Consider the following 20,930-nt stretch of genomic DNA (forward strand, 5'->3'; position numbering starts at 1 on the left):
GCGTCCTGGGCCGCTTATACTGCGTCGCCACATGGTTTTGTGGACGAAATTTTTCTGACGCCGGAGGAAGCATGAGCGCAGCGGACGGATACGACTTCGACAACGGCCCGGCTCTGCGGGCCATCGCGATGCCGGCGGACACCAACCCGAATGGCGATATCTTCGGCGGCTGGCTGCTGGCACAGATGGATCTGGCCGGCGGGACGGTGGCGGTGCGGCGCAGCCATGGCCGCGTCGCCACCGTCGGGATCGAGGCGATGACCTTCCACAAGCCGGTCTTCGTCGGCGACGAGGTCAGCTGCTTCGCCCGGATCGAGAAGGTCGGCCGCACGTCGCTGCGTGTCCGCATCGAGACCTGGGTGCGGCGCGAGCGCTCCGGCTCCGACCCGATCAAGGTGACGGAAGGCGTGTTCACCTACGTCGCCATCGGCGAGGACCGCAAGCCGCGCGAAGTCCCGCCGGAGTGATGAGTCTTCTCAGGCCGCCGGTGCCTTGACGAAATGCTGGTGACCGTGGTCGCACTGGCCGCGGGCGTGCTTGTCGTCGCAGCTTTCGCCGGAGGTCAGGCCGATCCAGCCATGCAGCGTCGTGGGATCGAAGCCGGCCTCGCGGCGGTCGCCGACCTGGATCAGCGGCCGGCGGATCAACTCGCGGTCGGCCAGCATCGCTGCCAGCGCGGCGGTCTCGTCGAGAGCCTCGGGCTTGACGGCGCCGGATTTGACAGCGGCGGCACGGCGGTTAAACCAGCCATCGACCTCCCTCTCACCGAAGAAGGCGCGGAGATCGGCGGCGGTCAGGTCGGCGGTGGCGAGGTCGCGTTCGACCAGCGTGTGGCCGGCGGCGGCCAACTGCTGCTTCTGCTTGGCGTTCGCCGGGCAACCGGCCAGTCCGTAGAAAATCACCTCGGCCATGGGACACTCCGCTGCTGGATGGACGATCCTGATCCGGGGAGCAATCAGGACCGATTTCGTCCAGTCTAACGGCGGTGCAGCATGAAAAAGGGCGCGACAGAATGCCGCGCCCACATTTTTTCTGTGGGTATTCAGGAGTGGGCGGCGAGGCTCACTTCTGGAGGCGCTTCAGCGCATCCTCGACATACTGGTTGGTGTAGGTCTTGGACAGGTCGATGCTGGCCGACGCCACCGCCGGGTCGAAGGCCTTCAGCACCTTCAGCGCGGCATCGGCGCCGTCCTGGGTGAAGCGGCCATCCGGCGAATAGGTCGGCTTGGAATGCTCGAAGGCCTGGGCGTAGAGCGACTTGTTGCCCAGGAAATACTCCTCCGGCAGAACCTTCAGCACGTCGTCGGTGCTGGCCTTGTTCAGCCACAGCATGGTGCGGACGAAGACGTCGGCCAGCGCCTGGGTGGTCTTCGGATTCTCCTTGATGAAGTCCGGCTTCATGTAGAGCACGGCGGCGGGATAGGGACCGCCATAGACGTCGATCGTGCCCTTTTCCGTCCGGGTGTCGGCCAGGATGGTGATGTCGCCATCGGCCTGGGCCTGACTGATCACCGGGTCCAGGTTGACGATGGCGTCGATCTCGCCGCGCTTGATGGCGGCGATGGCGCTGGGCCCGCCGCCGACGCCGATGACCGAGGCATCCTCCGGCTTCATGCCGAGCGAGGTCAGGACATAGTTCAGCATGAAGTTGGTCGAGGAACCGGGAGCGGTGACGCCGACCTTCTTGCCCTTCAGATCCTTCACCGACTTGACGGTGCCGGACTTGTTGACCGAGGCCAGGACGATGCCGGGATAGCGGCCGAGCTGCGTCACCGCGACGATCGGCTGGCCCTTCGCCTGCATCTGGATGGTGTGGTCGTAGGCGCCGGTGACCACGTCGGCGGAGCCGCCGACCAAGGCCTGGAGGCTCTTGGCGCCACCGCCGAAGTCGCTGATCTCGACGGTCAGCCCGGCTTCCTTGAAGTAGCCCAGCCGCTCGGCCAGCGTCAGCGGCAGGTAATAGAGCAGCGGCTTGCCGCCGACGGCGATCTTGATGTCGGTCTTCTCAAGTTTCTGCTGGGCTGCGGCCAGACCGGCCGTCCCGAGAGTAAGGGCGACCGCGGCAGCCGCGATCAGCGATTTGAGTTTCATTGGTTGCCTCCCCAATTGGATTTCCCTACTGGATTTCAGTGCTGCCCGGCCTGGTTGTCCTGCGGGCGCCAATGCAGAAGCCGCTTCTCGATCACCGTCACGGCGGCGTCGATCAGGACGACGAAGATCGTCAGCACCAGCATGCCGGAAAAGACGCCGACGGTGTCGAACACCCCCTCCGCCTGATGGATGCGGTAGCCGAGCCCGGCGGCGGAGCCCAGATACTCGCCCACCACCGCACCGACCATGGCGAAGCCGACGGCGGTGTGCAGCGAGGAGAAGACCCAGGACAGGGCCGAGGGCAGATAGACATGGCGGAACAGGTCGCGGGAACTGGCGCCCAGCATGCGGGCATTGGCCAGCACCACGGGGCTGACCTCCTTCACGCCCTGGTAGACGTTGAAGAAGACGATGAAGAAGACCAGCGTCACCCCCAGCGCCACCTTCGACCAGATGCCGAGCCCGAGCCACAGCGCGAAGATCGGCGCCAGCACCACGCGGGGCAGCGCGTTGACCGCCTTGATGTAAGGGTCGAAGACGACGGAGACCAACGGCGCGCGGGCGAACCAGAAGCCGAAGGCGATGCCGGCCACCGTGCCGATGATGAAGGCCAGCGCGGTCTCCAGCAGCGTGATGCCGAGATGATACCAGATGACGCCAGAGGCGAAATCAGCCCAGGTGCGGGCCAGCACCGCCCCTGGCGTGCCGAAGAAGAAGGGGCTGAGAATCTTCGTGTCGGTCAGGACATGCCAGATCAGGAAGAAGGCGATCAGGACTCCCAACTGAAGCAGCAGGATGACGGGACGGCTGGGCAGGCGTTTGGCGTGGGATCTCATGATGTCGTCACCGCAGCTTGGTCTGGGCGTAGCCCTTCAGCACCTCGTCGCGCAGCTGCGCCCAGATCTCCTGGTGCAGGGCAAGGAACTGCGGGGTCATGCGGATTTCCGCCACGTCGCGCGGACGGTCGAGATCGATGCGGTATTCGCCGATCAGCCGCGATCCCGGACCGGCGGACAGCACCAGCACCCGGTCGGACATCGCGATGGCCTCCTCCAGGTCATGGGTGATGAAGACCACCGACTTGCGGTCCGCCGCCCACAGGTCGAGCAGCTCGTTCTCCATCATCTGGCGGGTCTGGACGTCGAGCGCCGAGAAGGGCTCGTCCATCAGGATGATCTTCGGATCGACGATCAGCGTCTGGGCCAGCGCAACGCGCTTGCGCATGCCGCCGGAAAGCTGGTGCGGGAAACGGTCGCCGAACCCCTCCAGCCCGACGCGCGACAGCCAAGGCAGCGCGCGCTCCCGCGCCTCCGCTTTCGACACGCCCCGGAACTCAAGCCCGGCGGCGACATTGTCGAGCGCCGACTTCCAGGGCATCAGCGCCTCGGCCTGGAACATGTAGCCGGCCTTGGGATTGATGCCGGTCACCGGCTGGCCGAAGGAGAGCGCGCGGCCCTCGCTGGGCTTCAGCAGGCCGGCGGCGACGTTCAGCATCGTCGATTTGCCGCTGCCTGTCGGGCCGACGATCGACACGAACTCCCCATCGGCCACGGTGAAGCTGGCGCCCTGGACGGCGGTGTAGGAACGTCCCCGGCCGTCGGGCGAGGGAAAGGTGCAGGTCACGCCCTCCAGCTGAAGGGCGGGCGCCGCGGCGGCGGCCTCGGCCATATCGGTGTGGTCCTTATATTTTGGCGATGAACTTTGGCGGGCGGTGTCTTTGGTTGGAGGACCATACTGTCCGAAGAGAATCCTATCGGCAACCGTTTGAGATCTCCGTGGATTCCAAAGGGAGCCATTCCGGAAATGCACCGCTTACGGTGTCAAAGAAGGGACGCGGGCCCTTATCGGTTGCCGGGGCGCCCTGCCCTCCAGCATCAATGATGTCATCTATGGCATAGATCGAAAGCCAGCCCCTTTCCCTTCGCGGAGCCGACATGCCCACGCTGCCGAAACGCCCGTTGATCGCGCTTGCCGTCCTGGCCGCCCTGCTTGCCGCGTGGCTCGGCTTTGCCGCCTGGTACGATCACCACCAGCGGGCGGAGGAACGGCCGGCCACCTACAGCGCGCTGATCGAGCAGGCCGTGCGGGGCGAGCTCAGCTCCATCACCTTCGCCACCGGCACCGGTTCCGGTCACGCGGTCGGCACCGACGGCAGCCGCTATCGCGTGATCATGCCGGTGACCGACGACCTGCTGAAGGAGATGCGCGCCCACAAGGTCGCCATCGCCTTCGACGAGGCTCCGGGCGGATTGGTGGCGCAGACGGTGGGCGTGCTGGACCGTGCCGCGCCCTTTTTGGTGGTGGCCCTGCTCATCGGCGGCCTGTTCCTGAGCGGCGGGCAGTTCTTCGGCATGGGCCGCGCCACCCGCGTGCGGCCCGAGGACACCAACACGGTGTTTGCCGACGTGGCCGGTGTGGATGAGGCGAAGGAGGAACTGCGCGAGACAGTGCAGTTCCTGAAGGACCCACGCCGCTTCGCCATGGCCGGCGCCCGCGTGCCGAAGGGCATCCTGCTGGTCGGCCCGCCCGGCACCGGCAAGACCATGCTGGCCAAGGCGGCGGCGGGCGAGGCCGGCGTGCCGTTCTTCGCCTCGTCGGGATCGGATTTCGTCGAGATGTTCGTCGGGCTGGGTGCCGCCCGCGTCCGCAGCCTGTTCAAGACCGCCCGTGCCAACGCCCCCTGCATCCTGTTCATCGATGAGATCGACGCGCTGGCCGGCAAGCGCGGCGAGTCGACCAGCCATTCCGAACGCGAGCAGACGCTGAACCAGCTGCTGGTGGAGATGGACGGCATCGTCGAGGGCGGCGAGGTGGTGGTGATCGCGGCCACCAACCGGTCGGAAATGCTCGATCCCGCCGTGCTGCGCCCCGGCCGTTTCGATCGCCACATCCATGTCAGTCTGCCCGACGTCGCCGGGCGCGAGGCCATCCTGGACGTCCATGCCGGTCGCCTGACGTTGGCCCCCGACGTCTGCACCCGGACGGTGGCGCGAGGCACGCCGGGCTTCTCCGGTGCGGAACTCGCCAACCTGACCAACGAGGCGGCGCTGTCGGCGGCACGCCAGGGCCGCGTCGTCGTCACCATGGCTGATTACGAAGCCGCCAAGGACCGCGTGCTGATGGGCACCGAGCGCCGCAGCCTCGCCCTGACGGCGCATGAACGCCGGCTGATCGCCGTCCATGAGGCCGGCCACGCCCTGGTTTCGCTGCGCTGCCCGCAAGCCGACCCGATCCACAAGGCAACCATCATCCCGCGCGGCGGCGCGCTGGGCATGGTGGTGCGGCTGCCGGAGGGCGACCGCGTGTCGGTCTCCCGCGCCAAGCTGATGGCCGACATCGCCGTCGCCATGGCCGGTCGCGCGGCGGAGGAGATCGCCTTCGGCGCCGATCAGGTCACCACCGGAGCCGAGGCCGATTTCCGCGCCGCCACCGATCTGGCGCGGCGGATGGTCACCGCCTGGGGGATGAGCGAGGAGATCGGCTTCGTCGCCCATGCGGCGGCTCAGCCGGGAGCGCGGTCGGAACGCACCGCCTGGCGCATCGACGAGGAGGTCCGCCGCATCACCGACGAAGGCATGGACCATGCCCGCCGTCTGCTGCGCAGCGACCGCGCCGCGCTGGACGGCATAGCCCAAGCCCTGCTGGACCGCGAGACACTGAGCGGCGATGAGATCGCCGCCCTGGCCGACAGCCAGACAGAACGCGCAACCGAGGCTGCTTGAAGGAGAGGCCGGTGTCGAGACTGTGCGATCGACCGCTAAGGAAATGTCCCGCATTGCGGCACGGGTGCATACGGGGGTAGACTGATCCTAATCATTTCGAAGTAACACGAGAGGGGCGCGATGACGGGGCCGCTATCCCGCCGTACGGTTTTGAGAGCCGCGTTGCCCCTCCTCTGCGCCGTTCCCTTTCTGCCGGCGCGCCCTGCCCCGACTTATGCCACTCCGGTCAATGCGAGCGCGGCGGTGGTCAGGGTCGGCGCCTATGAGTTTCCGCCCTATGTCGATGAAACGGGTGGTGGGGTCACCCGTGACCTGCTGGACCTGCTGAACGGCGCGCAGAGCGAATTCCGGTTCGAGATGGTCAGGACCGCCCCGCAGCGCCGTTACGATGATCTGGAACAGGGGCGGTTCGACATGATCGCCTTCGAGTCTCGCAATTGGGGCTGGCAGGACCTCCCGATCGAAGCCACCCGCCCCTTCCTGCGCGATGCAGAGGTTTTCATCGCCAGGGCGGCGCCAGGGATCGACCAGCATTATTTCGACGACCTGAGCGGAAAGACGATCCTCGGCCGGCTGGGCTATCACTACGCCTTCGCCGATTTCGATGCCGACCCCAAGCGGTTGGAGCAACGCTTTCGTACCCGCGTCACCGTGACGCATGAGGGCAATGTCCGCAGCGTGGTCGCCGGCCGGGCCGACCTCGCCATCGTCACCCGATCCTTCCTCACCCGCTTCCTTCAGCGTGAACCGGAACTGGCACGCCAGATCCTGGTCTCCGACCGGACCGACCAGATTTACGAGCACACCATCCTGACCCGGCGCGGCGCGGCGATCACCGCCAGCTGGCTCGAGTCGCTGCTCGACCGGCTGGAGGCGGACGGACAGCTGGAAGCGTTGTGGCGGCGCAGCGGAATCCTGTCGTGAAGCGGCGATCCTCGCTGCTGGCGCGGGTGGCCGGTGCCATCCTGCTGACGACGGCCAGCATCGGCACCGCTGCAATGCTGCTGTCGGAGCATATCGTGGAGGGACAGCGCCACCAGGATCTGCTGCGGCGGGCCGAACTGGTCGCCGCCACCCAGGCCGACGCGCTGAGTGGTCCGGTGTGGGAGCTGGACAACCGCAGCGCCCAACGGATGATCGAGGCGCTGACCGGCCGCGACACTGCCATCCGCTCCATCGCCATTTTCGAGAGCGATCGCGAGGAGCCGCTGGCGCGGACCACCGCCGGAAAGACCGGGGACGATGCCGATGTGGTGACGGTCGAACGCCCCATCCTGCTGCATGGACGCGAAGGTCGGGTGCAGACGGTCGGCCATCTGCGCATCGTCTATTCGACGGCCGAGGTCCGGCAAGCCACGTTGGACGCGCTGATCCCGGTGGCCGGGCTGCTGCTGCTGTCGCTGCTGGGTGCGGTGGTGGCGCTCGGCCTGACGCTGAACCGCATGGTGCTGCGTCCGTTGCGCCGGCTGACCCAGCTGGCCAGCGCCATGGCGCGCGGCGATTACGGCGCCCGGATGGATGCCGGGCGAATCGACGAGATCGGTGTGCTGGCGGACGGCTTCAACCGGATGGCGGCGACGGTGCAGGACCACACCAGCACTCTGGAAAGCCGGGTGCGCGAGCGGACGGAGGCACTGGCCGCCACCAACCGCGCCATCATGGACAGCATCAACTACGCCCAGTTGATCCAATCCGCCATCCTGCCGTCCGCCGACGCGCTGTCGGCCGGACTGACTGAGCATTTCGTGTTGTGGCGGCCGCGCGATGTGGTCAGCGGCGACTTCTATCTCTGCCGCGAGGTGGCGGATGGCTTCGTCGTTGCGGTGGCCGACTGCACCGGCCACGGCGTGCCCGGCGCCTTCATGACGATGACCGCCAGTGCCATTCTGAACAATGTTCTGGACCAGCTGGGCGCCGAAGATCCGGCCGCAGTGCTGGCCGCCGTCGATCGCAAGGTGCGCGCCGCCCTGCATCAGGAGGAGGGGGCGCGCAGCGGAACCGACTGTTTCGACAACGGGCTGGATCTCGGGCTGTGTCACATCCGCCCGGCCAAGGGAAAACTGGTCTTCGCCGGCGCCCGCATCCCGCTGCTGATCGTCACCGACGGTGGCGTGACGGAGTTGCGGGGCGACCGCCGCAGCCTGGGTTATCGCCCCATTGCGCTGGACTCCGCCGGAAATGGCGCCGAGCCATCTTTCACCAATCATCTCGTCGCTCTGCGGGCCGATCAGACCTTCCTGATGGGCACCGATGGGCTGGTGGACCAGAATGGCGGGGAACGCGGGCGCAGTTTCGGCCGGATCAGATTGCGTGACTTGCTGAGCCGGGGCGGCGACGGTCCGCTCGACCGGCTGAGGACCGCTCTGGAACACTCGCTGGACCAGTTCCAGGGCGGTCGGGAACAGCGTGACGACATCACGTTGTTCGGCTTCCGCGTGCGGCTGACGGACGCAGTCGCCATCCCCGATGCAGGGTCCGGCCGCCGCGCCGCGTAAAATCCCTGGACCGCAACGCGAATCTGTTACAGAGATGTCACTTATTGTGACGGGTTGTGACGCAGGGGTATCCTGGGTTCTGGTTACTACTCAAGTTTGATTTAAAATTTACACATTCTGGGGTATGTTGCACCCGCTGGAGTGGTGATAGGGAGAGCACGGCATGGCCGGTCCGACGATCGTCGTGGTCGAAGATGAGAATTCCTTGCGGACCGACATGGTCGAGTATCTGTCGAGCTGCGGATTCGATGCCATCGGTGCACGCGACGGGACGGAACTGGACGGGCTTCTGCAAACCCGCACCGCCGCCATCGTGATTCTGGACGTCAACCTGCCGGACGAGGATGGGTTCAAGATCGCGGCGAGGCTGCGCGACGGCCATGGCGCAGGCATCATCATGGTCACCGCCCGCAGTTCCACCGTCGATCGCGTCGTCGGGTTGGAGATCGGTGCCGATGCCTATCTGGTGAAACCGGTCGAGCTGCGTGAACTGGAAGCGCAGGTGAAGTCGCTGCTGCGCCGCCTGAGCGAACGCGCCGCCGAATCGGCCGCCCAGTCCGCCAACGGTCACGCGCCCATCGATGCCGCCGGAGATGGGATGGACGAGGCCCGCTGGTCGCTGGACCCCACGGAATGGAGCCTGACCAATCCCGCCGGCATCCGCATCAACCTGACAAGCATGGAAATGAAGCTGACCAGCCTGCTGGCCGCACAGGCCCGCAAGCCGGCAACCCGCGACCAGATTTCCCAGGCGCTGTACAATCGCCGCTGGAACCCGGAAGACCGCTCCATCGACACGGTCGTCGGGCGCCTGCGCCACAAGGTTGAAGGCGCCATCGGCGGTCCTGCACCGCTGAAGTCGGTGCATGGCGTCGGCTATGTCTTCTCCGCCCCGATCCGGGTGGTCGGCGCCACCCACGGGTGAACCGGTCCCATGGCGCCACGTCCTATATCGCCAGGTCCTCGACCGACAGCTCGCGGTCTGGCGTGCGGCGCGGGAAAAGCAGGGTGAAGCAGGTGCCTCGTTCCGGCGCACTGTCCACGGTGATCGAGCCCGTCAGTGCGCCCACCACCAGATTGTGGACGATGTGCAGCCCAAGCCCGCTGCCGCCACGCCCTCGCCGCGTGGTGAAGAAGGGCTCGAACACCCGGGCTCGGTGCTCCTCGCTCATGCCGAGACCATTGTCGGTGAAGCGCAGGCGGACGGTGTCGGCATCAGGGCAATCGACGGTGATCGCCATGTCCCCTGCCCTGCCGTCCGCGAACGCATGCGTCAGAGCGTTCATCACCAGATTCGACAGGATCTGCGACAGCACGCCGGGATAGCTGTCCAGCTCCAGATCGGCGGGGCAGTTGACCGCCACCGCATGGCCGGAAGGGCGCAGCTTCGGTTGCAGGCTGACCAGCGTGTCCTGAATGTATGCGGCAAGATTGACGGTGCGCCGCACGGCGCTGGCACGGTCGACCGCCACCTGCTTGAAGCCGGCGATCAGTTGCGCCGCCCGCTCGCAATTGCCGAGGATCAGGTCGGTGGTGTCGACCGCGGTGGTCAGATAGCGTGCGAACTCCGCCTTGCTCAGTTCCCCGCCAGCGGCGCGGCGGCGCATCGCCTGGGTGGCGTCAGCCAGATGCGAGGCGCAGGAAACGGCGATGCCGACCGGCGTGTTGATTTCGTGGGCGACACCGGCGACCAGCCCACCGAGAGAGGCCAGCTTTTCCGACTGTACCATCGCCTCCTGCGCCTCGCGCAGCCGGTCCAACGCCGCCTCCGCCTCGCTGCGCCGGCGTTCCAGCTCATGGTTCGCATCGCTCAGTTGAGCCTGCAACCGGTCGCTGACCCGCACAAGGCGCTGCTGTTCCCGTGTGCTGAGTTCAAAGGCGGCGATCAGTTCGCGGAATTCTTCCAGGCAATCCGGCGCAAGCGCGCCAAGCCTCTTCTCCAGCGCGCGGGCCTTGGCAAGAGCCTCTTCCTCCGCGGCGAAGAGGTTGAAGCTCATGGGGCGCCGTCGGCGGGCATCTCCCGCATCCGGAAGACGACATGACGCAGATCCTCCGCGAAGTCATCGCCCAGTTCGCGCATGGAGTCGTCGTTCTCCTCGACACACCAGGTCAGCGTCACGGGCCGACCGCCCCTCGCCACCGTCTCCAGCATCTGGAAGATGTTCATCAGGGCCTTGGCGCTGGAGCTGTTGAAGTAGAGAAGTTCCATATCGAAACGAATCGGCCCGCCATCGGGACGGTCGAGGAAAGCGCGCAGCGCCTCGAACACCGGACCGAAGAAACCGGCGACGTCGTCGGGATAGGATTCGCCGGTCATGCGTAAATGGCCGCCGGCGAAGTCGAACGACACGCCCGGCGTGCGTCCGGTGGCGGGAATGATCAGGCTGTCCATGGCGTATCGCTCGGTTCGGCCGCTCATACGCGGACCTTCAGACAGAAGAAGCTGCGGTCGGCGTCCATCGCGTTGAAATCGTAATCGATGGGATCGCTGGCCCGCCGGGCGATCTCGATCAGCCCCAGGGTCGCGCCGCGGCTGCCGTCGTCGGGATCCTCCCGAAGCTGCTCACGGTAGTAGGTCTTGATGCCGTCGCGATCCAGGCTCTTCAGATGGTCCAACCGCTCCTTCAGGCGGGGGACCTCGCTGTTGCGCACGGTGTTGCCGCAGACGATGAAGACCTTGCCGCGCTCCATGCCGATGGTGACCATGCCAGCGCTGAGTTCCACCGCACGGCCGGCGGTGCCCGACATCTTTTCCGCCGAATAGCGGATGATGTTCTGCATCTGCTCGACAAAAACCGAAAAGACGCGGCGGATGGTGGGGCCGTCGGCCGCTTCCAAGGCCATCTTTTCGCGCAGAGCCTCGCCCAGGGAATAAAGTATCCCTTCCGACAAGTATCCGCTGAATGAGAACACGATCCCCTTTTCGTCGAGATCGCGCTTAATCGACGCATACTGCTGGGCAAGCATGATTGCGGCCTGACGTTCCACCGATACCCGAGTTGCGCCGACTATGTCACTTCCTATGCCAAAGGGCCATAGACTTTCAGGCAGGAGGCTTCCGGGCGGCCGCGTCATTGCGCTGCATCATACCGGCAGCACGACCCGGAAGGTCGATCCCCGGCCAAGCGTGCTGTCGACAGCCACGGCGCCGCCATGCAGCAGGACGATCTGCTGAACGGTGTGCAGCCCGATTCCCGTCCCCGGCACGCCGGAAGCGCCCGATCCGCGGAAGAAGCGGTCGAACAGGCGCGGAAGCTCCGATTCGGGAATGCCACGGCCGTGGTCGGTGACCTCGATCACCGCCATGGCGCCGTCGGTGTGGCCATCCAGGGCGATCGGACCGCCCGGTCCGGAATATTTGACGGCATTGTTGACCAGATTGCTGATCACCAGCCCGATCAGGTTCGCGTCGATTTCCGCCCGCTGCGGCAGCCCGTCCAGAGTCAGGCGGAATTCACGGTCGGGATAGGCGACGCGGAACGGCTGTACGACGCTGCGGATCATCTCCGGCAGATCGATCTCGGCCCGTTCAAGGACGAGGGCATTGCTCTGCAACCGCTCGTCAGTGAGATGGGAATCAATCAGGCCGGTCAGGCGCTGCACGCTGCCGCGGATAACCGCCAGCCGTTCCAGCATCTCGGGCTCGACCTGCCCCGCCCGCATCGCCAAAAGCTGCGCCGCGCTGTCGATGATGGCGAGCGGCGTGCGGAACTCGTGGCTGACCATGCCGAGGAACTGGCGCTGCTGGTCACGCGCCAGAAGCTCGCTCTCCAATGCCCGTTCGACCCGCTCCTTTGCCAGGATCAGCGCCTTCTGGTTGGCGGCCAACTCGACCGTGCGGTCCTCCACCCGCTGTTCAAGCGAGCGGTTCAGCGCCATCAGCTCCTCATAGAGGCAGACATTGTCGAAGCCGATGGCGACACGGTTGCAGAACAGTTCCAACAGGCGCTGCTCGTCGGCCGCATAGGGCTCCGCCCGCTCAAGCCGGAAAATGGTGACGCCATGTTCGCGTGTGCGGAAAACCAGCACACAGCGGTCGTCATGGTAAAGATTGCGCTGGGTGGCCAGGGCATCGACCACCTCAGCAACCGCCGTGGCGGGCAGCACGTCGCCGACCGGCAAGCCGATGCTGCGGGCGAACGGACCCAGCCCGGCGACGAGTTCGACGGAGACACCGCCATCGGCCCGGGCGACCGGCCGGCAGGCCAGCACCGCCGGCGCACCGCCATGATCGACGACCTGGGCGATCTGCTCAGCCAGCCGTTCGACGAAGCTGCGCATCGGCCGCATCTCGAACAGCGGGGCCGACGCGCTGAGAATCCGCTCCAGCCCCTGCCTGTTGCGTTCGATGGTCACGATGTCGCGCCAAGCCCTCAGCGCGCTGACCAGAGTGGTGAACAGGCGCTGGGCGGTCAGCTCGCTCTTGGCCTTGTAGTCGTTGATGTCGTAGCCGACGATGACGTCCCGTTCCGGCGCCTGCCCGGGCTGGCCGGTGCGCAGGATGATGCGCATGCGGTGGTTGCCCAAGTCCTCCCGGATATGGCGGACCAGCTTCAGGCCCGCATCCTCAGTCTCCATCACCACGTCGAGCAGAGCCACCGGCAGGTCCGCCCGCCGCGCGAGGACCGCCTTGGCCTCCTCGGCCGACAGGGCGCTCACCACTTCGAACGGTCGTCCGTCAAAGTCGAAATCACGCAGAAGCACCGCGGTCATGGCATGGACCTGGGGATCGTCGTCCACCACCAGGACAGGCCAGGGCGTTCCCGACGGCCTGCCGGGCATTGGCGCGATCACCGTGCCGTCCTCCGGGCCGAACAGAAGTTCGTCGTCCAGCCCCCCGTCCATCCCCATCATCCGCCGCCCCCGTAACCTGCGCCCGAACGCCTACCCCATTCCACGATGGAACCACCTTACGGTGCAGGTTCCAAGACCCATCGGCCGAATAGGCAGCATTCGTTTCAATTTGTCGCATATGACCGAAGAGCGCTGTGGCGTATCGTCAATGTTGCTCAAGAGTTCGTTATGCTGGCTCATAACGGAAGCAGTGAAACAGATGGGTTGGTGACGGCGACAACCATGGGCCGGATACCAGCTGGGTTTTCCGATGTCCGGTTCCCTTTCGCTCGCCGACGAGATTCTGGGCTGGCCGAAACGGATCGGGTCGTCAAGTCCCCCCCATCAGCGCAACCGGCACCGGGTCCGACCTGGCGCAGGACACCCCACCATATGGTGAAGCGGAGCGGCGGTTTATCCCCACATAGTTGTCGGATGACGGAGAGCGGCGGTTGAGCTATTCTCCGCTTCCGCCCATCCTTTCCATGAACGGACCACCTCGCCACGATGACCCCTGCCGGCTTCGAACAGGATACACATGCCTCGGAAAGCCGGAACACTGGGCGGGGCGGACGCAAGGCGGCGTCGCTGGCGGTCGCTGCGCTGTTGGCGGTGGCTTTGGGCCTCACCGCAGCCCTGCTCGTGTTCTCGGGCTATCAGTACCGGGCCCAGGTGATTGCCGAGGCGGAGAACCGCAGCATCGCCATTGCCCGCGTCCTGGAAGAACATGCGGCCAAGACTCTGGGGATCCATGCCGCCACCCTGTCGCACATGGAATGGATGGTGGACGATTTGGGCTGGGAGCGGATCGACGACTCCCCCCTTCTGTACGAGCGGTTGAAAGCAATGGCGTCACAGACGCCGGAGGTTCAGTCCTACTGGATCACCGACGAGACCGGACGGGTGCGCGCCAGCAGTTACGAGTGGCCGATGCGTCCGCTGAACGCTGCCGACCGCGAGTATTTCCGCGCCCATCTGAATCCAGACGCCACGATCCATATCGGCCCGAGGCTGAGCGGAAAGATCGTGTCCGATCTTTTCTTCACCCTCAGCCGCCGGATGGAACTGCCCGACCGGCGGTTCCAGGGAGTTGCGCAGATCTCCCTGCTTCCCAGCTATTTCGCCGACTTCTATCGTTCGGTCCTGCATGGGTCGCAGGATGTGATCCTGCTGATGCGTGAGGATGGCGAGGTTCTGGTCCGCAATCCGCTGAACGCGCCGGATGATCACGCCGACATCGGTCGCTTTCCGGAATTGATCTCCACACCCGACAAGGGCGGCGTCTTCCACGCGGTGACACCGTTCGACGGCGTCGAGCGTGTGCTGGCCCGGCGCAAGGTGCCGGACCTGCCGGTCTATGTCGTCTACGGCACGGACGTCGCTTCAATCGAGACCGCTTGGCGCGACCGGGTGCTGCCTTATGTCCTGACCGCGGTTCCGGCGCTGGGCCTGCTCTGCCTGCTGGGCGGCATCGCGCTGCGCCGGTCGCGGCAGGCGGCAGACGCGCAGGATGCATTGCGCCGCGCCAACGAGGAGTTGGAGGACCGCATCGCCGACCGCACACGCCACCTCGACCAGGCGCTCGCCGACAAGGAAGTGCTGCTGCGCGACATCCATCACCGGGTGAAGAACAACCTGCAGGTCATCCTCAGCCTTCTGGAACTGCAGGCACAGCGCGCGCCGGAGCTGGAAGCGCCGTTCAGCGAGGCGCTGACCCGCATCAACACCATGGGGCTGATCCACGAGCAGATTTACCGCTCCACCGGCGTGTCGGCGGTCCGGCTGGACAATTTCGTCGAGGCGCTGGCCGGACACCTCAACAGCTTCCACAGCCGCCCCGGACGGACAATCGCGATCAGGCACAGCGTTGAACCGCTCAGCCTCGACCTGAACCGGGTGGTACCCTTCGCGCTGATCCTCAACGAGGTGGTGTCGAACGCCTACAAGCATGCTTTCACGGGCCGCTGTACGGGCACCATCGACATCGCGCTGAAGGCGGAGAACAGCTCCCTGCACCTGACCATCCAGGATGACGGAACCGGTGCCCCGGAACCGGAGCATGCCTGCACGCCGGGTCGGCGGTCGATGGGCATGGACCTGATACGGGCCTTTGCCCGGCAGATCCGCGGCGAGTATCACTTCACCAGGGCTGCGGGCACGCGGTTCGACCTTGTCTTCCCGCAGGAGGGAGACGGAATCTAGGCTGTCGCCACCGTGTGTGATTGAGGAAGCGAGCGTTTCCGCTTTGAGCGTTCACACCCTAACGCTTGCAGCGCTTGTCGGGGTTTGGTCTGACCTGAACCGGCTTCGCAGGGCTGGCGGCGACGCCGTTGATGAGGTCGTCGGATTTCGGCAGCTTCTCGGCGATGCCATAGGCAAGTTCCCGCCGCCGGAGTTCCGCCAGGACTTCATCAGGGGCGATTTCCAGATCGGCCAGCAGGACCACCAGATTGTAAAGGAGGTCGGCCGCTTCCATCACCAGCGCGCCGCGGTTGCCTCGCATCGCCTCTATGGCGACCTCGATCGCCTCCTCTCCCACCTTGCGCGCCATGCGGACACGCCCTTGAGCCAGCAACTTTCCCGTGCGGGAGGCTTCGGGAACAGCGGATGGCTCGCGCCGCATCGATTGGACGGCGTCGTACAGGCTGCGGAGGGGATCGGGACCGATATATTGGACCATGAACCTGAAGTCGTTTTTTATGAGAGCACTGTCAAGATGTTGGTTGGACGACCAATCACTTTACGCGCGCGGACGACGCAATCCGGAACTGTCCGCCACGCGGATATAGTTTGTAGAACTGATTGATTTCCACAGAGACTATTCGATGAGGAAAATCTCTGTGTAGCTGTAATTTTTGTAGCATCCAGCAATGCAGAGCAAGCGTATTTGGCATTGGGTATACCAGTGTATAGTCTCCTCAACAGCCCGATGGAGACGATCATGACCACCACCACTTTCCAGCCCGGCACCGACAACCACGCTTCGACCGATGCCCTGCACGCCGTCGCCGAATTCCCGGTGGCATGGCTCGAAGCCACTCCGGCTTATCTGGTCCTGCGTCCCGTCGGCGCCTTTCTGCGCGAATGGGTCGCCGCCACGCCCGTCGGCATCATGTTCGGCCTGCTGAACCGCTGACAGCCGGCCTGCCTCAACAATCGATATCCAATACAAAGGAGACGATCATGAGCATCCTCAGCCTTCACCACGGCGACCACCATGTCCATGGCGAGACCCCGTCGCTGCATCCGGTTCGCGATTTCGCCGCCGACTGGCTGGAAGCCACCCCCGCCGCAATCCTGCTGCGTCCGGTCGGCGCGTTCCTGACGGAATGGGTCAAGGCCACGCCGGTGGGCATCCTGCTCCAGTCCCGGCACCGCTGACCACGACCATAAAAAAAGTCTTGAGGGTTTGAAAGGCGACCGCGGCACGGCCCGATCCTTCGGGCGGCCGCGGCCTTTTCGTTCTAGGGGTCCGCTTTCTTGGGGCACGCTCAGGCGCCGCCGCGGACATCCTCTACCAGCATTTCCAACCGCGACAGGTCGCGCACCACCAGCGCATCGGGACGGCGCTCCAGCATTCCGTCACGGGTCAGATCGCTCAACACACGGGCGACGGTTTCGCGGGTGGTGCTGACACGGGCGGCGATGTCGGAATGGACGGGGATCGGCGCGATGACCGCGGACGCCCCCTGCCGTGATCCGCGTTTGGCGAGGCGCAGTAGTTCGGCATGAACCCGGTTGTTGGCGCCCAGGGTCGATAGCTCCATGATGCGGTCCGTCGCGCCGCGCAACTTGTCACACAGGCGCAGCATCATCGCCATCGCCACATCCGGGTGGGCGGTCACCAGGGACTGGAAGGGTTTCCCCGGCAGGAAGGCGATCAGCGCCCCCTCCCCCAACGCCACCACCGACGCGGAGCGCGGACGTCCGTCCAGCGCCGACATTTCCCCAACCAGCTCCCCTGCCTCGACATCGCTGAAGCTGATCTCGCGCCCGCCAGCCGAGTGGCTGAGCACCCGCACCCGTCCCTCGACCACGAAGGCGACGTCGCGTGTATCGGCCCAATGGTCGATCAGCTGCTCTTCGGGAGAGAAACGGCGCCAGCGGCATTGACGTGCGACTGCGGCACGCTGATCGGCGGATAGCGGGCGCAGCAGTTCGATACGGTCGAGGCCCGCTGCCGGCGCATCGGCCAGCATGGCGGCAACCGCGTCGGCCGGGCTGTCGGATTTTGTCATGCGGGTTTCGTCATGTCGGCCTTCGGCGCGGAAAGTTCCGGCTTCGCCCCGGACTGTATGTTGCGCCAAAGGATAGCGCGACCTGCGCAAAGGTGGAAGGCGCTGTGACCTATGGCCGGTGTCAACCCTCCGTTAACGCCGAACGCGCAGAAGGGAACAACGCCTCGCCGATCTTCCCATCCGCACCATCCACCGCTGCCGGAGCGCCGACCATGCCGAGCCTGTTTCCCGTGCCCACCGCCCACCGCATCGACCGGCAACGGCTGCTGTCGGTCGCGCTGATTCCCTTTGCCGCGGCCATCGCCATGGCGAGCACGGTCGCCGCCACCGGCTTCACCGCCAGCCCGCTGGGCGAGGCGAGCAGCACGCTGGGCTTTCTGCTGGATTTCGTGAAGTTCTGCTATCTCGCCGTCGCCATGGCCCATCTGTCGGGCGCCATCGCCGACCACACCTGCGGCAGCCTCGCCGCCGGCCTGTCGATGGACGAATACGACGCGCCGGAGCCGATCTCGCGGGATGAGTTCTGGCGTGCCTTCCCCAACCATGTCGACGGTGCCGCCATCGCCGGGGCAGCAGCACTGCTGTGCGTGATCGCCGGCTCGCTGGTCAGCTGAAGCGGTTCCCCATACGCGGCAGTTGAGAGCGGACGGCGCTTGCCCCACTATGGCGCGGTTTGACGATCGGCGGATGGGCAGGCGTGAGCGGAAATCAGACTGAACCGAAGGGTCAGCCGGCGGAACCGGGACGGCACCGCCGGGAAGGCATCGGGTTGATGGGGCGCCTGCGGGCCTATTTCCTGGCCGGCATCCTGGTGACGGCCCCCATCGCCATCACCGTCTATATCGCCTGGTGGTTCGTCTCGCTGATCGACGGCTATATCCGGCCGCTGATCCCCAGCGCCTACAACCCTGAAAACTACCTGCCCTTCTCGATCCCGGGCATCGGCGTGCTGGTGGTCATCATCGCCGTGACGCTGATCGGCGCCTTCGCCGCCGGCTATGTCGGCCGGTTGGTGCTTGGCGTCGGCGAGGGGGTGGTCGGACGCATGCCGGTCGTCCGCTCCGTCTATGGCGGGGTGAAGCAGATCTTCGAGACGGTGCTGGCCAAGAAGTCGAACGCCTTCCGCGAGGTGGTGGCGATCCAGTATCCGCGCCCCGGCGTGTGGTCGCTGGGCTTCATCACCGGCAGCGCCCATCCGGAAGTACAGGTGAAGCTGGCCGGCGAAGCTGACGACATCGTCAACGTCTTCATCCCCTGCGCGCCGCCCACAGCGGGCTATCTGGCGATGGTGCCGCGGCGCGACGTGACCGTGCTGAACATGTCCGTCGAGGATGGGCTGAAGCTGGTTATGTCCGGCGGCATCGTCGTTCCGCCCGACCGCCGCCCGCCCCTTGTCGAAACGCCAATGGTGGCGGCACCGGCCGATCGGGCCGACGATAGCGATCAGCCCGACCGCAAGGTCTTGGCCGCCGCGTCGCGTTCGAAGAGATAGAGCAGAGTCCGCAGCGCCTGCCCGCGCGGACTGGCGAGGTCGGGATCCCGGTCGACGATCAGCCGGGCGTCGTCGCGAGCCACCGCCAGCAGATCGCCGTGCACGGCGATATCAGCCAGCCGAAATCCGGGCAGGCCGGACTGACGGGTGCCGAGAACCTCGCCAGCGCCGCGCAGACGCAAATCCTCCTCGGCGATCACGAAGCCGTCCTCGGTGTCGCGCAACGTCTTCAGCCGCGCCCGCGCCGTCTCGGTCAGGTTGGAGTCGAACATCAGCAAGCAGCTCGACGGCTTGTCGCCGCGACCGACCCGGCCGCGCAGCTGGTGAAGCTGGGCGAGGCCAAAGCGTTCGGCATGCTCGATTACCATCACGGTCGCTTCAGGCACATTCACGCCGACCTCGATCACCGTGGTGGCGACCAGCACGTCCAGGCTGCCCTCGGCGAAAGCAGCCATCACCGCATCCTTGTCCGGCCCGCGCATCTTGCCGTGGACCAGTCCGACGCGGTCGCCGAAGGTGGCGCGAAGGAAGGCATGGCGCTCCGTCGCGGCGGCGAGGTCGCTCTGCTCCGATTCGTCGACCAGGGGACAGACCCAATAGACCCTGGCACCCTCCGCCACCTTGCGCTGGATGCCGTGGACCACCTCCTCCAGCCGGTCGAGGGCGATGGTGACAGTCTGCACCGGCTTGCGGCCGGCCGGCTTCTCGGTCAGGCGCGACACGTCCATGTCGCCATAGGCCGTCAGGGTCAGCGTGCGTGGGATCGGCGTGGCGGTCATCACCAGCACGTCGACCGCCCGGCCCTTGGCAGACAGTTGCAGGCGCTGGTGGACGCCGAAGCGATGCTGTTCGTCGATCACCGCCAGCGCCAGATCCTTGAAGGCGACATCCTCCTGGAACAGGGCATGTGTGCCGACCAGCAGCGGCAGTTCGCCGGACGCCAGCCGGTCGAGCACCGCCTGCCGCGCCTTGCCCTTGTCGCGCCCGGTCAGCAGGCCGATCTCCACCCCGGCCGCCTTGCACAGCGGCGCCAGGCTCTCGGCATGCTGGCGGGCGAGGATCTCGGTGGGGGCCATCAGGGCAGCCTGGGCGCCGGTCTCCACCGCGTTCAGCATCGCCATCAGCGCGACCACGGTCTTCCCGCTGCCGACATCGCCCTGGAGAAGCCGCAACATGCGCCGTTCGGCCGCCATGTCGGCATAGATGTCCTCCAGCGCCCCGGCCTGCGAGCCGGTCAGGGAGAAGGGAAGTGCCGCCAGCGCGGCGCGGCGCAGGCCGCCGTCGCCCTGGGTGGCGCGCCCGGCCAGTCGGCGCTGGCTCGCCCGCACCAGCATCAGCGCCAGCTGGTTCGCCAGCAGCTCGTCATAGGCGAGGCGGCAGCGGATGGGGGCGGTGGCGGCGAGGTCGCCCTCGTCCTCCGGCGAGTGGGCGCGCTTCAGCGCCTCGTCCCAGCGCGGCCATTGCCGGCGGGCGAGCCACGCCGGATCCTGCCATTCGTCGAGCGACGGGACATCGTTGAGAGCGGCCCGCACCGCCTTGCGCAGGGTCTTGGCCGGCAAACCGGCGGTCATCGGATAGACCGGTTCCACCAACTCCAGATCATCCTTGGCGTCGACCGGGACGACGGCGTCGGGATGGGTGATCTGGGCGGTGTCGTTGAACCACTCTACCTTGCCGGAAATCACCATGGTGGTGCCGGCGGGGATCTGCTTCGACAGCCAGTCGCCACGGACATGGAAATAGACCAACTCCAGCACGCCGGTCTCGTCGGTGCAGCGAATCTTGTAAGGATGGCGCGGGTTCACCGCCGGTGCATGCGAATCGATGCGCACGGTCAAGGTGGCGATGCGCCCGTGCGGCGCCTGCGCGATCTTCGGCGAGAAGCGGCGATCGACGACGCCGCAGGGCAGATGCCACAGCAGATCGACCACATGGGCACCGGCAAGCTTCTCCACCAGCTTGCCCAGACGGGGGCCGAGCCCAGGAAGTGCAGTGACCGGTTTGAACAGCGGGAACAGGATGGCGGGACGCACGGGCGGGACGCTACCGGGAAAGCCTT

21 protein-coding genes are annotated in these 20,930 nt (G+C 66.0%); 10 read left to right on the forward strand and 11 right to left on the reverse strand.

Features of this window, described 5'->3' with window-relative positions; translation table 11 throughout:
* Positions 1-71 precede the first annotated feature (71 nt).
* Positions 72-467, forward strand: a complete 396-nt coding sequence (locus tag E6C72_RS11400; protein ID WP_109085596.1) for an acyl-CoA thioesterase — start codon at positions 72-74, stop codon at positions 465-467.
* Positions 468-476: 9 nt separating this feature from the next.
* Here the strand turns inward: E6C72_RS11400 and E6C72_RS11405 are convergent, their stop codons facing one another.
* The 4 genes from E6C72_RS11405 to E6C72_RS11420 form a co-directional block, all read right to left on the reverse strand.
* The gene (locus tag E6C72_RS11405; RefSeq protein WP_109085597.1) at positions 477-911 is read right to left on the reverse strand and encodes an ArsC/Spx/MgsR family protein; all 435 of its coding nucleotides are present in this window, start codon (positions 909-911) and stop codon (positions 477-479) included.
* A 151-nt stretch (positions 912-1,062) separates the two neighbouring features.
* Positions 1,063-2,091 carry an ABC transporter substrate-binding protein gene (locus E6C72_RS11410; protein ID WP_109085598.1) on the reverse strand — a complete coding sequence of 343 codons (1,029 nt, stop codon included), beginning with the start codon at positions 2,089-2,091 and terminating at the stop codon, positions 1,063-1,065.
* A gap of 35 nt (positions 2,092-2,126) precedes the next feature.
* Positions 2,127-2,927 (reverse strand): ABC transporter permease, encoded by an 801-nt coding sequence (locus tag E6C72_RS11415; protein WP_109085599.1) that lies wholly within the window; start codon positions 2,925-2,927, stop codon positions 2,127-2,129.
* Between the two features lie 7 nt (positions 2,928-2,934).
* The gene (locus E6C72_RS11420) at positions 2,935-3,759 is read right to left on the reverse strand and encodes an ABC transporter ATP-binding protein (protein ID WP_109085600.1); all 825 of its coding nucleotides are present in this window, start codon (positions 3,757-3,759) and stop codon (positions 2,935-2,937) included.
* Positions 3,760-4,025: 266 nt separating this feature from the next.
* Between E6C72_RS11420 and ftsH the strand changes: the two genes are divergently transcribed.
* From ftsH to E6C72_RS11440, 4 genes are all read left to right on the forward strand, one after another.
* Positions 4,026-5,813, forward strand: coding sequence for an ATP-dependent zinc metalloprotease FtsH (ftsH, locus tag E6C72_RS11425; RefSeq protein WP_109085601.1), 1,788 nt, complete (start codon positions 4,026-4,028; stop codon positions 5,811-5,813).
* A 162-nt stretch (positions 5,814-5,975) separates the two neighbouring features.
* Entirely contained in the window at positions 5,976-6,737 is a 762-nt protein-coding gene (locus E6C72_RS11430) for an ABC transporter substrate-binding protein (protein ID WP_247875674.1), read from the forward strand.
* The gene (locus E6C72_RS11435) at positions 6,734-8,308 is read left to right on the forward strand and encodes a SpoIIE family protein phosphatase (RefSeq protein ID WP_109085603.1); all 1,575 of its coding nucleotides are present in this window, start codon (positions 6,734-6,736) and stop codon (positions 8,306-8,308) included. Before E6C72_RS11430 ends, E6C72_RS11435 begins: the two co-directional genes overlap by 4 nt.
* Before the next feature lie 163 nt (positions 8,309-8,471).
* A complete protein-coding gene (locus E6C72_RS11440; RefSeq protein ID WP_109085604.1) occupies positions 8,472-9,233 on the forward strand; it encodes a response regulator transcription factor in 762 nt (253 codons plus the stop codon).
* A 22-nt stretch (positions 9,234-9,255) separates the two neighbouring features.
* On the opposite strand, the gene E6C72_RS11445 is transcribed toward E6C72_RS11440, so the two are convergent.
* From E6C72_RS11445 to E6C72_RS11460, 4 genes are read right to left on the reverse strand one after another with little or no spacing between them, the layout of a single operon-like run.
* Positions 9,256-10,305, reverse strand: a complete 1,050-nt coding sequence (locus E6C72_RS11445) for a sensor histidine kinase (RefSeq protein ID WP_109085605.1) — start codon at positions 10,303-10,305, stop codon at positions 9,256-9,258.
* Entirely contained in the window at positions 10,302-10,727 is a 426-nt protein-coding gene (locus E6C72_RS11450; protein WP_348981153.1) for a DUF1987 domain-containing protein, read from the reverse strand. Before E6C72_RS11450 ends, E6C72_RS11445 begins: the two co-directional genes overlap by 4 nt.
* Entirely contained in the window at positions 10,724-11,383 is a 660-nt protein-coding gene (locus E6C72_RS11455) for a SiaB family protein kinase (RefSeq protein WP_247875675.1), read from the reverse strand. Before E6C72_RS11455 ends, E6C72_RS11450 begins: the two co-directional genes overlap by 4 nt.
* 9 nt (positions 11,384-11,392) lie before the next feature.
* Positions 11,393-13,153, reverse strand: a complete 1,761-nt coding sequence (locus E6C72_RS11460) for a DUF3369 domain-containing protein (protein ID WP_247882052.1) — start codon at positions 13,151-13,153, stop codon at positions 11,393-11,395.
* A gap of 495 nt (positions 13,154-13,648) precedes the next feature.
* Between E6C72_RS11460 and E6C72_RS11465 the strand changes: the two genes are divergently transcribed.
* Entirely contained in the window at positions 13,649-15,343 is a 1,695-nt protein-coding gene (locus E6C72_RS11465) for a sensor histidine kinase (protein WP_109085608.1), read from the forward strand.
* Positions 15,344-15,401: 58 nt separating this feature from the next.
* Here the strand turns inward: E6C72_RS11465 and hisE are convergent, their stop codons facing one another.
* A complete protein-coding gene (gene hisE, locus E6C72_RS11470; protein ID WP_109085609.1) occupies positions 15,402-15,821 on the reverse strand; it encodes a phosphoribosyl-ATP diphosphatase in 420 nt (139 codons plus the stop codon).
* Between the two features lie 261 nt (positions 15,822-16,082).
* Between hisE and E6C72_RS11475 the strand changes: the two genes are divergently transcribed.
* On the forward strand, positions 16,083-16,277 hold the full coding sequence (locus E6C72_RS11475; RefSeq protein WP_109085631.1) for a hypothetical protein: 195 nt from the start codon (positions 16,083-16,085) through the stop codon (positions 16,275-16,277).
* Positions 16,278-16,324: 47 nt separating this feature from the next.
* Entirely contained in the window at positions 16,325-16,522 is a 198-nt protein-coding gene (locus tag E6C72_RS11480) for a hypothetical protein (RefSeq protein WP_109085610.1), read from the forward strand.
* A 110-nt stretch (positions 16,523-16,632) separates the two neighbouring features.
* Here the strand turns inward: E6C72_RS11480 and E6C72_RS11485 are convergent, their stop codons facing one another.
* The gene (locus tag E6C72_RS11485) at positions 16,633-17,379 is read right to left on the reverse strand and encodes a Crp/Fnr family transcriptional regulator (protein WP_247875676.1); all 747 of its coding nucleotides are present in this window, start codon (positions 17,377-17,379) and stop codon (positions 16,633-16,635) included.
* Between the two features lie 212 nt (positions 17,380-17,591).
* Between E6C72_RS11485 and E6C72_RS11490 the strand changes: the two genes are divergently transcribed.
* Entirely contained in the window at positions 17,592-17,993 is a 402-nt protein-coding gene (locus E6C72_RS11490; protein WP_109085611.1) for a hypothetical protein, read from the forward strand.
* A gap of 158 nt (positions 17,994-18,151) precedes the next feature.
* Positions 18,152-18,871, forward strand: a complete 720-nt coding sequence (locus E6C72_RS11495; protein WP_371298440.1) for a DUF502 domain-containing protein — start codon at positions 18,152-18,154, stop codon at positions 18,869-18,871.
* Here E6C72_RS11495 and recG read toward each other — a convergent pair.
* Positions 18,823-20,904, reverse strand: a complete 2,082-nt coding sequence (gene recG / locus E6C72_RS11500) for an ATP-dependent DNA helicase RecG (protein ID WP_109085633.1) — start codon at positions 20,902-20,904, stop codon at positions 18,823-18,825. The two genes, E6C72_RS11495 and recG, sit on opposite strands and share 49 nt — an antisense overlap.
* Positions 20,905-20,930: the final 26 nt, after the last annotated feature.

This window comes from Azospirillum sp. TSH100 (assembly GCF_004923295.1).
Classification (GTDB): Bacteria; Pseudomonadota; Alphaproteobacteria; order Azospirillales; family Azospirillaceae; genus Azospirillum.

Coding starts and splice junctions, on each gene's coding strand:
- E6C72_RS11490 (WP_109085611.1), top strand. CDS start 17,592: ATGCCGAGCCTGTTTCCCGTGCCCACCGCCCACCGCATCGACCGGCAA.
- hisE (WP_109085609.1), bottom strand. CDS start 15,821: ATGGTCCAATATATCGGTCCCGATCCCCTCCGCAGCCTGTACGACGCC.
- E6C72_RS11440 (WP_109085604.1), top strand. CDS start 8,472: ATGGCCGGTCCGACGATCGTCGTGGTCGAAGATGAGAATTCCTTGCGG.
- E6C72_RS11405 (WP_109085597.1), bottom strand. CDS start 911: ATGGCCGAGGTGATTTTCTACGGACTGGCCGGTTGCCCGGCGAACGCC.
- E6C72_RS11480 (WP_109085610.1), top strand. CDS start 16,325: ATGAGCATCCTCAGCCTTCACCACGGCGACCACCATGTCCATGGCGAG.
- E6C72_RS11455 (WP_247875675.1), bottom strand. CDS start 11,383: ATGACGCGGCCGCCCGGAAGCCTCCTGCCTGAAAGTCTATGGCCCTTT.
- E6C72_RS11460 (WP_247882052.1), bottom strand. CDS start 13,153: ATGGACGGGGGGCTGGACGACGAACTTCTGTTCGGCCCGGAGGACGGC.
- E6C72_RS11420 (WP_109085600.1), bottom strand. CDS start 3,759: ATGGCCGAGGCCGCCGCCGCGGCGCCCGCCCTTCAGCTGGAGGGCGTG.
- E6C72_RS11400 (WP_109085596.1), top strand. CDS start 72: ATGAGCGCAGCGGACGGATACGACTTCGACAACGGCCCGGCTCTGCGG.
- E6C72_RS11450 (WP_348981153.1), bottom strand. CDS start 10,727: ATGAGCGGCCGAACCGAGCGATACGCCATGGACAGCCTGATCATTCCC.
- E6C72_RS11415 (WP_109085599.1), bottom strand. CDS start 2,927: ATGAGATCCCACGCCAAACGCCTGCCCAGCCGTCCCGTCATCCTGCTG.
- ftsH (WP_109085601.1), top strand. CDS start 4,026: ATGCCCACGCTGCCGAAACGCCCGTTGATCGCGCTTGCCGTCCTGGCC.
- E6C72_RS11410 (WP_109085598.1), bottom strand. CDS start 2,091: ATGAAACTCAAATCGCTGATCGCGGCTGCCGCGGTCGCCCTTACTCTC.
- E6C72_RS11465 (WP_109085608.1), top strand. CDS start 13,649: ATGACCCCTGCCGGCTTCGAACAGGATACACATGCCTCGGAAAGCCGG.
- E6C72_RS11475 (WP_109085631.1), top strand. CDS start 16,083: ATGACCACCACCACTTTCCAGCCCGGCACCGACAACCACGCTTCGACC.
- E6C72_RS11485 (WP_247875676.1), bottom strand. CDS start 17,379: ATGACAAAATCCGACAGCCCGGCCGACGCGGTTGCCGCCATGCTGGCC.
- E6C72_RS11495 (WP_371298440.1), top strand. CDS start 18,152: ATGGGGCGCCTGCGGGCCTATTTCCTGGCCGGCATCCTGGTGACGGCC.
- E6C72_RS11445 (WP_109085605.1), bottom strand. CDS start 10,305: ATGAGCTTCAACCTCTTCGCCGCGGAGGAAGAGGCTCTTGCCAAGGCC.